Origin of the sequence: Lelliottia sp. CFBP8978, from assembly GCF_034046055.2 — a bacterium.
Lineage (GTDB): Bacteria > Pseudomonadota > Gammaproteobacteria > Enterobacterales > Enterobacteriaceae > Enterobacter.
Genome location: NZ_CM188253.1, coordinates 428,793 through 442,216, shown reverse-complemented (window position 1 = coordinate 442,216; position 13,424 = coordinate 428,793). Strand labels below are relative to the sequence as shown.

Annotated in this window: 13 protein-coding genes; all 13 read right to left on the bottom strand. The window is 54.9% G+C overall.

Going from position 1 to position 13,424, the window contains the following annotated elements:
* Positions 1–46 precede the first annotated feature (46 nt).
* Positions 47–823 (bottom strand): ABC transporter ATP-binding protein, encoded by a 777-nt coding sequence (locus SOM82_RS02060; protein WP_320460744.1) that lies wholly within the window; start codon positions 821–823, stop codon positions 47–49.
* Complete coding sequence (locus SOM82_RS02055; RefSeq protein WP_320460743.1) at positions 823–1,593, bottom strand: ABC transporter permease; 771 nt, start codon at positions 1,591–1,593, stop codon at positions 823–825. Before SOM82_RS02055 ends, SOM82_RS02060 begins: the two co-directional genes overlap by 1 nt.
* On the bottom strand, positions 1,590–2,597 hold the full coding sequence (locus SOM82_RS02050) for a taurine ABC transporter substrate-binding protein (RefSeq protein ID WP_320460742.1): 1,008 nt from the start codon (positions 2,595–2,597) through the stop codon (positions 1,590–1,592). The genes SOM82_RS02055 and SOM82_RS02050 overlap by 4 nt, the downstream gene beginning before the upstream one ends.
* Positions 2,598–2,665: 68 nt before the next feature.
* The gene (cuyB, locus tag SOM82_RS02045) at positions 2,666–3,373 is read right to left on the bottom strand and encodes a cysteate racemase (RefSeq protein ID WP_320460741.1); all 708 of its coding nucleotides are present in this window, start codon (positions 3,371–3,373) and stop codon (positions 2,666–2,668) included.
* Positions 3,366–4,382, bottom strand: coding sequence for a D-cysteate sulfo-lyase (gene cuyA / locus SOM82_RS02040; RefSeq protein ID WP_320460740.1), 1,017 nt, complete (start codon positions 4,380–4,382; stop codon positions 3,366–3,368). Before cuyA ends, cuyB begins: the two co-directional genes overlap by 8 nt.
* Before the next feature lie 214 nt (positions 4,383–4,596).
* Complete coding sequence (gene rnr, locus SOM82_RS02035; protein ID WP_320460739.1) at positions 4,597–7,044, bottom strand: ribonuclease R; 2,448 nt, start codon at positions 7,042–7,044, stop codon at positions 4,597–4,599.
* 38 nt (positions 7,045–7,082) lie between these two features.
* On the bottom strand, positions 7,083–7,508 hold the full coding sequence (gene nsrR / locus SOM82_RS02030; protein ID WP_095280485.1) for a nitric oxide-sensing transcriptional repressor NsrR: 426 nt from the start codon (positions 7,506–7,508) through the stop codon (positions 7,083–7,085).
* Between the two features lie 193 nt (positions 7,509–7,701).
* Entirely contained in the window at positions 7,702–9,000 is a 1,299-nt protein-coding gene (locus tag SOM82_RS02025; RefSeq protein WP_320460848.1) for an adenylosuccinate synthase, read from the bottom strand.
* Positions 9,001–9,101: 101 nt separating this feature from the next.
* Positions 9,102–9,299 (bottom strand): DUF2065 domain-containing protein, encoded by a 198-nt coding sequence (locus tag SOM82_RS02020; protein WP_154126949.1) that lies wholly within the window; start codon positions 9,297–9,299, stop codon positions 9,102–9,104.
* Positions 9,300–9,370: 71 nt separating this feature from the next.
* The gene (hflC, locus tag SOM82_RS02015; RefSeq protein ID WP_154126948.1) at positions 9,371–10,375 is read right to left on the bottom strand and encodes a protease modulator HflC; all 1,005 of its coding nucleotides are present in this window, start codon (positions 10,373–10,375) and stop codon (positions 9,371–9,373) included.
* Positions 10,376–10,377: 2 nt separating this feature from the next.
* Positions 10,378–11,640 carry an FtsH protease activity modulator HflK gene (gene hflK, locus SOM82_RS02010; RefSeq protein ID WP_154126947.1) on the bottom strand — a complete coding sequence of 421 codons (1,263 nt, stop codon included), beginning with the start codon at positions 11,638–11,640 and terminating at the stop codon, positions 10,378–10,380.
* A gap of 65 nt (positions 11,641–11,705) precedes the next feature.
* Positions 11,706–12,986: a ribosome rescue GTPase HflX gene (gene hflX / locus SOM82_RS02005; protein WP_154126946.1), complete on the bottom strand. Its 1,281-nt coding sequence runs from the start codon at positions 12,984–12,986 to the stop codon at positions 11,706–11,708.
* Positions 12,987–13,061: 75 nt separating this feature from the next.
* Positions 13,062–13,373, bottom strand: a complete 312-nt coding sequence (hfq, locus tag SOM82_RS02000; protein WP_006810391.1) for an RNA chaperone Hfq — start codon at positions 13,371–13,373, stop codon at positions 13,062–13,064.
* Between the last annotated feature and the right edge of the window lie 51 nt (positions 13,374–13,424).

Below are 13,424 nucleotides of genomic sequence, written 5' to 3'. Positions count from 1 at the left end.
ACCTCAGTCATGACAGTTGATTCATTCCCGACACCGGGAATTGTGTTTACCCTAAATGCCGTTTTGCCTCCTGGCGCACCCGATGCAACACGCGATGTTTAATCTCGCTATAGCGCGGATGTTCAGCCAGGGTTTCGATATCCCTTTCGCGGCCAAAAGGCAGGACGATCTCTTCAACAATTTTTCCGGGCTTCGCCGACATGATCAGCACCCGATCGGCCAGAAACAGCGCCTCTTCCACATCGTGGGTTACAAACAGCAGCGTGGTGCGGGTCGCCAGCCAGGCTTCGCGCAGCAGCTCTTGCATCATCAGACGAGTTTGCGCATCCAGCGCCCCAAAAGGCTCGTCCAGCAGCAGGACTTCCGGCCCCGGTAGCCATGCGCGAGCCAGCGCAACACGCTGCTTCATTCCGCCAGAAAGCTGCCAGGGGGCGTGGTGTTCAAAGCCGTTCAGCCCAACGCGCGCCAGCCACTCCAGCGCCTGCGCGTTGGTTTCGTCTTTACGGTATTTCCCCAGCCGCGGGCCAAACGTGACGTTTTCAAGAACGGATAGCCACGGGAACAGATTAGGCTGCTGAAAAATCATCCCGCGATCCGGCCCCGGCTGGCGCACCGTTTTCCCGTTTGCAGCCACCCGTCCGCGATCGGGCTTAGTGAACCCGGCCACCAGGTTCAGAATCGTGGACTTCCCGCAGCCGGATGGCCCCAGTAAAACCACAAACTCCCCCGTGTTCAGCGACAGGCTGATATCCTCCAGCACCGTGAACGGCTGCGGTTTCGCTGCAAAGGAGAGCGAAACATTTTCCAGCGTGATAGCACTCATTATTCTTTCCCCGCCCACGGGACAAACAGCCGTTGCAGCCCCAGCAGTAATAGATCCAGTAAATAGCCAATCCCTCCGAGCAGCAGAATGCCAAGCATGACAATGTCTGTTCGCAGATAGGAACTGGCGTTAATGACCATCCAGCCAAGCCCGGAACTGGCCGCGACCATCTCTGCTGCAATCAGCGACGTCCAGCCAATTCCAATTGATAACCTGACGGTGGTGAAAAGATCCGGCAGCGCATCCGGTAACACCACGCGAAGGAAAATCTGCCTGCGGGATGCGCCCAGAGTTTGCGCCACACGAATGCGCGAGCGCCCGATGCGCTCAACGGCTGCAGCAGCGCCGACCACGACGCTTAAAAAGGTGGCGATAAAGATCAGGAAAAATTTAGAGGCCTCGCCAATTCCCAGCCAGACCACGGCCAGCGGGATCAGCGCGATTTTCGGCAACGGGCGCAGAAACTGGACAAACGGATTCAGCACCGCAGAAAGCCCGTCAGACAGCCCCATCAGCAATCCCAGCGGGATGCCGATGGCGATCGCCACCGAAAATGCGCTGAGCGCGCGCGCCAGGCTGACGGCGATATGCTCCCAAAGCGGAACCTGTCGATAGCCGTCGGCCAGCAGCTCTTCGGTGGTCAAGCCAATATCGGTCAGAGAGGGCAGCAGCAGCGGGTCCACCCACTGCCGCATTGCCGCCACCTGCCAGAGGATAAAGAAGACCGCCACCGAAAAAATGCTGATGGCGATGTGGTGACTCAATTTCATTGCGCTGCTACCGCCGCGTCACGAATGTAGCGCGAATCAATGGCGCTATCCCAGTTCGCCGGGATATCACGCTTGCGGATCTCACCGATGCCCGCGAGAAATTGCGACGTTTTGGTCAGGGCTTTGCCGATTCCGCTGTCGCTGGTTTGCGTCCCGTTACCCAGCCAGTCTGCCGTACCCTGCTGTGTCAACGTCGGATACTCCAGCCCGCCAAGGGTATTGGCAGCCGTAGTCACTGGGGCCCCCACCTCTTTTGCCACAATGGCGGCCGCGCGCTCCGGATCTTTCCTGAACTCATCCACCTTCTGCTGATGCACTCGCAGGAAGGCCGTTACCGCTTGCGGATACTTTTCCGCGAAGGCTTTACGCACCACATAGTTGTTGTAAATCAGATAGCCATCTTTCTGCAGATCTTTGGTGGCAAACACCTGATGCCCACCGGAGGATTCCAGCTCCTGCGCAAACGGCGCCCAGACGTAACCGGCGTCAATGTCGCCTCGTTTCCAGGCCGCGACCATTTCAGCCGGGCGCAACGGCAGTAGAGTGATTTTGCTGCGATCCAGTTTATTGACGCTAATGGCGGCTTCGAGGGCATATTGCGCCGTTGAGTTCGGCGGATAGGCGACGCGTTTGCCTTCAATATCCTTGATGCTGGTCACTCCGTCTTTTCCGATTAAACGCTCATAGCTGGCGATCACCCCGGAAACGCCAATAATTTCCACCGGCAGCTTTCTGACAATTCCGGCGGTTGCCGGGCTTGAACCGAAGTTAGCAATATCAATGGCATCACTGGCAAAATAACTTAATGCGTCAGCACCCGAAGCAAATTGCACCCAGTTCACTTTACTGTTTAAGGCTTTATCCAGAGAACCGTCCGCTTTCGCCAGCATTAATACCTGAGAGCCACCGCTGTAAGCCACGCGAACTTCCGCTGGCGAATCCGCAAAGCTGGTATTAACCCATAGACCACCCGCTGCAATTAATAAGCAGAGACTTTTCTTCATATTATTTATCCTTCGAGGAAACTATTTTCACGCCCGCTAATAAACGGACAGCGTATATTTTTTCAATCTTATCGGGCCTGCCATAATTGCGAACATCGTTCAGCCAGCGCTCGCGCCGGATCGAAAGTAAGGTCAAGGAATGGGGCATTGACAGCGTCGAGCGCAACGGGAACTTCCGTACAGGCCAGCACCAGCTTTTGCGCACCGCGCTCAAACAGGGCGTGGGCCTGACGCACCAGCAGCGCACCGCCTTCTTCCAGCGCCCCACGTTTCACCGCATAGCATCCCGGCACAAACCACCCGGTCAGTTCATCCGCTGTCGGTTCAATGACCTCGATGCCTTCTGCAGCCATCTTTTGCTGATACCATCCCGCCTCAAGCGTCCCTTTGGTGGCGATAATGCCCACCCGCTGTGGACGGTCGGCCTCCTGCTTTAGCGCGGCAAGCGTGGCATCGACAATATGCAAAATCGGCGCATCGCTCGCGGCGCTTAGCGCGTCATACCAGTGATGCGCCGTGTTGCAGGGGATCGCGATATGGCTCGCCCCTGCCCGATTCAGCATTTCAGTCGCGTGAAGTAACTGCGGCAGCGGCGACGGACCCGCGCCGGCCAGCGCTTTTTGTCGATCCGCAATTTGCGGCACATTCCAGACGACCGTGGGCAGATGCTGCTGATCGTTCTGCGCAGGCGTTGAAGCCAGGAGCAGCCGCTGAAAATCCAGCGTCGCCAGCGGCCCCATCCCGCCCAGCACCCCCAGCAAAAAAGGCTTAGCCATGGTGTGGATGAGCCTCAAAAAGCTGACGATAACCGAACAATCCCGCGGAGCCGCCGGTATGGATGAAGACGACGTTTTCGTCCTGGCGGAAATGTCCTTTACGAATCAGGTCGATAAGCCCGGCGAACCCTTTCGCGGAATAGACCGGATCGAGCAGGATGCCCTCATGGCGCGCCAGCAGCGTGAGCGCCTCCAGCGTGCCGTCGGTGGGCAGGCCGTAGCCATCGCCCACATAGTCGCTGTTGGCCACAACGGCGTCTCTTCGCAGCTCTCCCGCGACACCCAACAGGTCGAGCGTGCGTGATGCCAGATTCCAGACGTTCTCTTCCTGTTTCGCTTTTGGCGCTCGCACACTGATCCCCAGCACCGGTACATGGCTGTTGGTGGCCGTGAAGCCCGCGACAAGCCCGGCCTGCGTGCCGGTGCTCCCTGTGGCATGAACGACATGGTCAATGCGAAGCCGCCGCTGTGACGACTGATAGAGCAACTCTTCAGCGCAGGCGACATAGCCCAGCGCCCCAATCGGATTTGAGCCCCCGCCGGGGATGATATACGGGTTATGCCCCTTATCTCGCAGCGTGGCGGCGTACTCTTCCATCGCCTGCTGCATATCAGTTCCACCCGGCAGGTGAGCCACAATCTCCCCGCCCAGCAGCTTGTCGAGCAACACATTACCCGAGCGCTGATAATCGTCGCCGAAATCGTTGACGCGCTTTTCCAGCAAGGCTTTCGCCTGTAAGCCAAGACGCGCCGCTCCGGCAATCGTCTGACGTACGTGGTTAGATTGCGTTGCCCCCTGGGTAATGATCACATCGGCATTTTTGACCTGCGCATCCGCGAGCAAAAACTCCAGTTTTCGGGTTTTATTCCCGCCGCTCGCCAGGCCCGTGGCATCGTCTCGTTTGATCCATATTTTGGGTCCGCCTAATAATTTCGTTAAATTTTCCAGTGGCTCAAGCGGAGTGGGAAAATGGCCAAGAGAAACGCGGGGAAAACGGGCGAGATGCATAAACGCTCCTTGCAAATAAAGGGGTTCAATCGGTAAGTGAAATTCACTATACACATCTGCCTGACATGGCTAATCAAAAATAATAAATAACGATTACTGAAAATTCACTAAGCAGGAAATATAGGGGGAAGGGAGAAATATCTATTCTGTTCTGGAATGACTTACGGCTAAAAAGAATAACCCCCGCCGGCTGGCAGGGGTTATAAGGAGGAAATTATTCCGCCACTTTTTTCTTTGCAGCGCGCTTCGCTTTGGTCGCAGCGGCTATTTTCTGGGTCTTCGCCGACGGCTTTTTCGCGCTCTTCTCTTTCTTCGCTTTCGGTGGTTTTGGCGTTGATTTGCCCTTATCACCACGGAAAGCGCTGTCCGGTTCGAAGTTCACTTTTTTACCCGTCTGGCGGCGTTTGCCGCTGGTTTTACCGTTCGCGCCTTTTCTTGCTTTTTCGCGCTCGGTTTTCCCCACATTACGTGGCGCACGCTCGCTTGAGATCAGGCTGAAATCAATCTTACGTTCGTCCATGTTAACGGCTTCAACCTTCACTTCAACGCGATCGCCCAGACGGTAAGTCTGGCCGCCGGATTCGCCCGTCAGACGCTGTCCTACCTGATCGTAGCGGTAGTAATCGTTATCCAGCGATGAAACGTGGACCAGGCCGTCGATAAACAGCTCGTCGAGACGTACAAAGAAGCCAAAGCCGGTGACGCTGGCAATCACGCCTTTAAAGACGTTGCCTACCTGATCCAGCATGAAGTCACACTTCAGCCAGTCCGCGACATCGCGGGTGGCTTCGTCGGCGCGACGTTCCGCCATGGAACAGTGCTGACCCAGCTGGAGCATCTCTTCCATGGAGTAGTGGTAGCCGCCCGTTTCCGTAGTATTGCCTTTATGCCCCTGCTCTTGCGCCAGCAGATACTTAATGGCGCGGTGCAGCGACAGATCCGGGTAACGACGAATCGGCGAGGTAAAGTGCGCATAAGACTGCAGCGCCAGGCCGAAGTGACCGCGGTTTTCCGGATCGTAAATCGCCTGTTTCATAGAGCGAAGCAGCATGGTTTGCAGCATTTCCGCATCAGGACGATCGCCGATGGATTCGAGCAGCTCGGCGTAATCGCGCGGTTCAGGCTTGTTACCGCCCGGCAGCTCAAGCCCCAGCTCCGCCAGCACCGAACGGAAGGCGGTAATCGCTTCTGTGGTTGGCTTATCGTGAATACGGAACAGCGCAGGCTCCTTGGCTTTTTCAACGAAACGTGCCGCTGAAATATTCGCCAGGATCATGCACTCTTCAATCAGTTTGTGCGCATCATTACGCTGTGTCTGTTCGATACGCTCGATACGACGTTCAGCGTTAAAGATGAACTTCGCCTCTTCGCTCTCAAACGAGATCCCGCCGCGCTCTTCGCGCGCCTGATCCAGCACTTTGTAGAGGTTATGCAGCTCTTCGATGTGTTTAACCAGCGGCGCATATTGCTCACGCAGCTCCTGGTCGCCCTGCAACATGTGCCAGACTTTGGTGTACGTCAGGCGGGCATGCGAGCTCATCACCGCTTCATAGAATTTGTAGCCGGTTAAGCGCCCTTTGGTGGAGATGGTCATTTCACAGACCATACACAGACGATCAACCTGCGGATTGAGTGAGCACAGTCCGTTGGACAGCACTTCCGGCAGCATTGGAACGACCTGCGACGGGAAGTAGACAGACGTGCCACGACTGCGCGCTTCGTTGTCCAGCGGGGTGTTGGTGCGGACGTAATAGCTGACGTCGGCAATCGCCACCCATAAACGCCAGCCGCCGCCGCGTTTTTTCTCGCAGAAGACCGCGTCATCGAAGTCGCGGGCATCTTCGCCATCAATGGTGACCAGCGGCAGATCGCGCAGATCCACGCGGCCCACTTTGGCCTCTTCCGGAACCTGTTCTTTCAGATCTTTAATTTGTTCTTCAACGGCTGTCGGCCAGACGTAAGGAATTTCATGGGTGCGTAGCGCCATATCGACAGCCATGCTGGTGCCCATGTTATCGCCCAGCACTTCGACGATTTTACCGACCGCTTTGGTGCGACGCGTCGGGCGCTGGGTAAGTTCAACCACCACCACAAAGCCCATACGCGCGCCCATCACCTCTTCAGGCGGGATCAGGATATCGAAGCTCAGACGGCTGTCGTCCGGCACCACAAAGCCCACGCCCGCGTCGGTGAAGTAACGCCCGACGATCTGGCTGGTTTTCGGTACCAGCACGCGAACCACGCGCGCTTCGCGGCGGCCTTTACGATCGGCCCCCAGCGGCTGCGCCAGAATTTGATCGCCATGGATGCACATCTTCATCTGTTCGGACGAAAGGTAGAGATCGTCCTTACGGCCTTCAACGCGCAGGAAGCCGAAACCGTCGCGGTGACCGATAACGACGCCCTTCAGCAAATCGAGGCGCTCCGGCAGCGCATAGCACTGGCGACGGGTAAAGACCAGTTGCCCGTCACGCTCCATGGCGCGCAGACGGCGGCGAAGGGCTTCAATTTGCTCTTCACCTTCAATATTTAATTCAACGGCAAGTTCTTCACGATTGGCGGGCTTTTCGCGTTTTGTTAAGTGTTCGATGATGAACTCGCGGCTTGGGATAGGATTCGCGTACTTTTCTGCTTCGCGTTCCTGGAAAGGATCATGTGACATGTCGGTTCCTCCGTTGTCAGCTCCGGTGGAAATTTTCTTCATTCCACCAGCAATAATTTATACAGCGGTTGATTCTCTTCAACCAAATCGGCCAGCGTGTAGTTATCCAGTTCCTTGAGAAAACTTTGCACAGCCTTAGAAAGCGCCTGTTTCAGGCGGCAAGCGGGGGTGATGTGGCAGAACTCGCTGCTGCAGTTCACCAGAGTCAATGGCTCGAGTTCACGTACCACATCCCCAACACGAATACTCTGTGCTGGTTTACCGAGACGAATCCCCCCGTTTTTCCCGCGGACGGCAGTCACGTATCCCGCACGGCTAAGTTGATTGATTATTTTGACCATATGATTACGGGACACGCCGTAGACCTCTGTCACCTCAGAGATACTGGTCATCTGTCCTTGTGGCAACGACGCCATGTAGATCAGCGCACGCAAGCCGTAATCGGTGAAACTCGTTAACTGCACATCAACCTCAGGAAAAGGGAAAAAACGCGGTCAGACCGCAGAGATATTCAATAATGATGATAAACCAGCCAGATAGTTAACGGCGAATTTATTTAGACTGAAAGGAGGGAAAAGCGGGAATCAGGGGGCTATTGCCAGATGGAACGACGCTAATCTGGCCCGCAGGTTACCCCGCAGGCCAACGGTCACGAAATTATGCGTCGAACGGGTCGCGCAGAATCATCGTTTCAGTACGGTCCGGGCCGGTAGAGATAATATCAATCGGCACTTCGGTCAGTTCTTCAATGCGCTTGATATAATCCAGCGCCGCTTTCGGCAAGCCACTACGCTCTTTCACGCCAAAGGTGGTTTCTGACCAGCCTGGCATGGTTTCGTAGATTGGCTCGATGCCTTCCCAGTCGTCGGCAGCCAGTGGAGTGGTGGTCACTTCACGGCCATCCGGCATACGGTAGGCAACACAGATTTTCACTTCTTTCAGGCCGTCCAGCACGTCCAGCTTGGTCAGGCAGAAGCCAGACAGGGAGTTGATCTGCACGGCACGACGCACAGCAACGGCGTCCAGCCAGCCGGTACGACGACGACGACCGGTGGTCGCGCCAAACTCGTTACCTTGCTTGCACAGGAACTCGCCAGTTTCATCAAACAGCTCAGTCGGGAATGGACCCGCACCCACGCGCGTGGAGTAAGCTTTGATGATCCCCAGAACATAATCCACATAGCGAGGACCCAGGCCGGAACCGGTCGCTACGCCACCCGCGGTGGTGTTAGAGGAGGTGACGTACGGATAGGTACCGTGGTCGATATCCAGCAGCGTACCCTGCGCGCCTTCAAACATGACGAAATCGCCACGCTTACGCGCCTGGTCCAGCAGATCGGAAACATCCACAACCATACCGGTCAGGATGTCAGCCACCGCCATGACATCGTCCAGCACTTTCTGGTAGTCAACGGCGTCAGCTTTGTAGAAGTTCACCAGCTGGAAGTTGTGATATTCCATCACTTCTTTCAGTTTTTCAGCGAAGGTGTTTTTGTCGAACAGGTCGCCAACGCGCAGACCGCGACGGGCGACTTTATCTTCGTAAGCTGGACCGATGCCACGGCCAGTCGTGCCGATAGCTTTCGCGCCGCGCGCTTTTTCACGCGCCACGTCCAGCGCAACGTGATAGTCGAGGATCAGCGGACAGGCTTCGGAGAGCAGCAGACGCTCACGAACCGGGATACCACGGTCTTCCAGGCCTTTCATCTCTTTCATCAGCGCAGCAGGAGACAGCACAACACCGTTACCGATGATGCTGGTCACATTTTCACGAAGAATGCCTGATGGAATAAGATGGAGGACGGTTTTTTCACCGTTGATTACGAGAGTATGGCCAGCATTGTGACCACCCTGATAGCGTACAACATATTTAGCACGTTCAGTCAGAAGATCGACAATCTTCCCTTTACCTTCGTCACCCCATTGGGTGCCCAGTACGACAACGTTGTTACCCATTTTCAAAATCACCGATTGCTTAAAAATGGATTCTACCACCGCTTTTTCAGAGTTACAGCACTTTTTGCCCACATCACAAGGCAAATCCGACCAATTTTTGATCAGCCAATCGTTTTCCTCAACATGTAGTAGATCACCACTCCCGCAACCACAAGACCCCCGCCAAAACGACGTAAAATATTATCCGGCAGTTGACTCATGGTGGCGATCATTCGACGCCAGGCGCGCGGATACAGCATCGGACCCAGACCTTCCAGCACCAAAACTAACGCGAGCGCCAGCAGAATAGTTGAATTCATTTTGGTTCCTTATAAAAGAAAACCACCGCTCCGTTAAGAGCGGTGGTTTGAAAACTCAAACGGAGCTGAGTTTATCGTGTGGCGTTGCCTGGCGTCTTCATATAACGGAAGAAATCGCTGTCAGGACTCAATACCATCACATCCTGGTTGCTCTGGAAGCTGTTTTCATACGCACGCAGGCTACGGATAAAGGCATAGAAATCCGGATCCTGGCTAAATGCATCGGCAAACAGTTTCGCGGCTTCTGCATCGCCTTCACCGCGCATAATGCGGCCCTGACGTTCAGATTCTGCCAGTGTTTTCGTCACTTCGTAATCGGCAGTGGCGCGCAGTTTTTCCGCTTCTTCCTGGCCCTGTGAACGATGGCGACGGGCTACCGCTTCACGCTCAGCGCGCATACGGTTGTAGATCGCTTCGGACACTTCAGCAGGCAGGTTGATCTGCTTGATACGCACGTCAACCACTTCAATACCGAGTGCAGCCATACTGTTCGGGTTGATCACCGGCACTTTGCCGTTGGTCTCTTCCTGAACACGTTCAGCGGCTTTCGCAATCGCATCATCTGCGGCTGGCGTGGTCACTTCATCTTCTGTACCCGCAGAACCGGAGTTCAGCGCGTCACGCACTTCAAGCGTCAGACGACCACGAGAATCGGTCACGATGTCTTTCACATCCAGACGACCAATTTCAGAACGCAGACGGTCAGAGAACTTACGTTTCAGCAGTACTTCCGCCTGGGAAACGTCGCCGCCGCCCGTAGCCAGATAGTAACGGCTAAAATCGCTGATACGCCATTTGATATAAGAATCGACGATCAGGTCTTTTTTCTCTTTGGTGACGAAACGGTCAGCCTGGTTATCCATGGTCTGAATACGCGCGTCGAGCGTTTTCACTGATTCAATCATCGGCATCTTGAAGTGCAGACCTGGCTCAAAGACCAGCGGTTTGTTTTCATCGTCACGCAGTACTTTGCCAAAGCGCAGAGTAATCCCGCGTTCACCCTCTTTGACCACAAAGATCGAGGTATAAAGTACGACCAGCACGATGATGATAATCGCAATAACTGACTTACGCATCGTTATTCCCCCTGACGCTGGCTGTCGTTACGCTGCGCGTTGGCGCGGCGTTGGTCCATGATGTCACCATCGCTTGAAGAAGACGAGGTATTGGCGCTGGAGTTGCTGCCGGAAGCAGGCGGCAGGCGCAGCAGATTGTTCGCTCCGCTGTTATCCTGCTTTGCCGCAGGCGCATTACCGCCTTTCAGCATCTGGTCCAGCGGAAGCACCATCAGGTTGCCACCTTTGCTGTCATTGACCAGCACTTTACGGGTGTGGCTCAGCACTTTCTCCATGGTCTCGATATACAGACGCTCACGGGTAATTTCCGGGGCAGCTTTATATTCCGGCAGGATCTTCGCAAAGCGAGCCACTTCACCCTGGGCTTCCAGGATGGTCTGCGTTTTGTACGCACGCGCTTCTTCGAGAATACGCTGTGCCTGACCGTTCGCACGCGGCTGCACTTCGTTGGTATAGGCTTCTGCTTCACGAATGTATTGCTGTTCGTTTTCACGCGCGGCAATCGCATCATCAAACGCGGCTTTCACCTCTTCCGGCGGACGAGCAGCCTGGAAGTTGACGTCCAGCAGGGTAATACCCATGTTGTACGGACGAATAGTCTCTTCCAGCTCGCGCTGGGTATCGCTACGAATAACGGTACGACCTTCCGTCAGAATACGGTCCATGGTGTATTTACCGATCACACCGCGCAGAGCGCTGTCGGTTGCCTGACGCAGACTGTCATCCGCACTGGTCACGCTGAACAGATAGTGCTGCGGATCGGTGACGCGATACTGCACGTTCATCTCAACGCGAACCACGTTCTCATCAGAGGTCAGCATCACGCCGGACGCGGCCAGTTCGCGAACCGATTCCACGTTAACCGCGGTCACGTTATCGACAAACGTTGGCTTCCAGTTCAGACCCGGCTCAACCAGATGGCTAAATTTACCGAAGCGAGTGACCACACCGCGCTCAGCTTCTTTGATGGTATAGAACCCGCTCGCAGCCCAAATGATCACCACCGCAGCGGCAACAATCCCCACTACGCGGCCACCCATATGCGGGCGCGGCCCTTGGGTGGAATTTCCACCGGAGCCAGAACCTTTACCACCGCCAAAACCACCAAGCTTTTTGCTCAGTTTGCGGAAGATATCGTCCAGATCAGGAGGCCCCTGCTCGCGACCACCTTTGTTGCCATTTCCCCCAGAGTTGCCGCCTTGATTATTGCTGCTTCCCCACGGGTCGCGGTCTTGTCCGTTATTACCGGGCTGATTCCACGCCATGTATATGCTCCATATTTGTTATGCAAGGGCGAATTTTTTCAGGCCTTGTTTAAACCTTTTTCTGATCAGACAACGTAGTCCACCAGCGTAGGTTCTTGTTTACAGAGGCGACGCCAGTCAACGATCGGCATACGCACCTGCATCCCCACGCTGCCGTCATCCTCCATCCACTCTTTTTCTATCGCCTGAAGCTGATAAAACCGGCTACGCAGCCTGCCTTCCTGTGGCGGTAAGCGCAGCGTGTGCTGAGCGACCTCACCGGAAAGACGTTCTGTCAAAGCCTGGAAAAGCAGTGGCACACCGACTCCGGTCTGGGCAGAAAGCCAGACCCGAATTGGTTTGTTCTCTTCATCTCGATCGATACGCGGTTCAAAATCGTCCAGCATATCAATCTTGTTCATCACCAACAGCGTTGGGATCTCGTGCGCGTCGATCTCTTCGAGCACGGTATTCACAGCGTCGATGTTTTCCTGCACGCGAACATCCGCGGCATCAATGATGTGCAGTAGCAGTGTCGCCTGTCGCGTCTCCTGCAACGTCGCTTTAAATGCAGCGACCAGATCGTGAGGCAAATGACGAATAAACCCTACCGTATCCGCCAGCACCGTTTCACCAACATCCGCTACGTCGATACGACGAAGCGTGGGGTCAAGGGTCGCAAACAGCTGGTCTGCAGCATAGACGCTGGCATCAGTGATCTGGTTAAACAGGGTGGATTTACCGGCGTTGGTATACCCCACCAGCGACACCGTCGGGATGTCAGCTTTCGTTCGCGAACGACGTCCTTGCTCACGCTGTTTTTCGACTCTTGCCAGACGTGAGAGGATCTGGGTAATACGGCCACGCAGCAGTCGACGGTCGGTTTCGAGCTGGGTTTCACCAGGGCCACGCAAACCAATCCCGCCCTTTTGCCTTTCAAGGTGGGTCCAGCCGCGCACGAGGCGCGTTGCCAGATGACGCAATTGCGCCAGCTCAACCTGCAATTTCCCCTCATGGGTACGTGCACGTTGAGCAAAAATGTCTAATATCAGTCCTGTACGATCGATAACGCGGCATTCGCACAGGGCTTCCAGGTTACGCTCTTGAGCCGGAGATAGCGCGTGATCAAACAGCACGACGGACGCGCCGGTTGCTTTTACGGCTTCCGCAATTTCGACTGCTTTACCTTCACCAACAAAATACTTTGGGTGCGGCGCTTTACGGCTACCGGTAATCACCTGCATTGCTTCGACACCGGCGGAAGAGACCAGAGCTTCAAACTCCTGGAGATCTTCCATATCTTTGTCTTGCGAAAAATAGATGTGTACCAGTACCGCCTGCTCACCAGCATCATAACGGTCAAACAAGCGTAAATTCCTTAAAATAGATCAGCGGGGAACGCAGAAAACCTGGCTCCCCGTGTGGAAAAACAGCGAGTAACCTTATTCGGTTTCTTCGCTGTCCTGCGCTGGTGCAGAAGAACCCTGCGCGTTGCTGCCATGATGGTAGTTACTACCAGTGCCGCCGCCAGCGTTGTTGCTGTGATGAGATACCGGGCGAGACGGAACAACAGTAGAAATAGCGTGCTTATAGACCATCTGGCTGACCGTGTTTTTCAACAGAATCACGAACTGATCGAAAGACTCAATCTGACCTTGCAGCTTAATACCATTCACCAAATAAATAGAAACTGGAACACGTTCACGACGCAATGCGTTCAAGAACGGATCTTGTAAAGATTGCCCCTTAGCCATTCTATCTTTTCCTTATATGCTTGTTTTGTACTTAGAACCTTGCGATTCTGA

Coding starts and splice junctions, on each gene's coding strand:
- hflK (WP_154126947.1), bottom strand. CDS start 11,640: ATGGCGTGGAATCAGCCCGGTAATAACGGACAAGACCGCGACCCGTGG.
- hfq (WP_006810391.1), bottom strand. CDS start 13,373: ATGGCTAAGGGGCAATCTTTACAAGATCCGTTCTTGAACGCATTGCGT.
- SOM82_RS02055 (WP_320460743.1), bottom strand. CDS start 1,593: ATGAAATTGAGTCACCACATCGCCATCAGCATTTTTTCGGTGGCGGTC.
- cuyB (WP_320460741.1), bottom strand. CDS start 3,373: ATGGCTAAGCCTTTTTTGCTGGGGGTGCTGGGCGGGATGGGGCCGCTG.
- rnr (WP_320460739.1), bottom strand. CDS start 7,044: ATGTCACATGATCCTTTCCAGGAACGCGAAGCAGAAAAGTACGCGAAT.
- SOM82_RS02020 (WP_154126949.1), bottom strand. CDS start 9,299: ATGAATTCAACTATTCTGCTGGCGCTCGCGTTAGTTTTGGTGCTGGAA.
- SOM82_RS02060 (WP_320460744.1), bottom strand. CDS start 823: ATGAGTGCTATCACGCTGGAAAATGTTTCGCTCTCCTTTGCAGCGAAA.
- hflC (WP_154126948.1), bottom strand. CDS start 10,375: ATGCGTAAGTCAGTTATTGCGATTATCATCATCGTGCTGGTCGTACTT.
- SOM82_RS02025 (WP_320460848.1), bottom strand. CDS start 9,000: ATGGGTAACAACGTTGTCGTACTGGGCACCCAATGGGGTGACGAAGGT.
- SOM82_RS02050 (WP_320460742.1), bottom strand. CDS start 2,597: ATGAAGAAAAGTCTCTGCTTATTAATTGCAGCGGGTGGTCTATGGGTT.
- cuyA (WP_320460740.1), bottom strand. CDS start 4,382: ATGCATCTCGCCCGTTTTCCCCGCGTTTCTCTTGGCCATTTTCCCACT.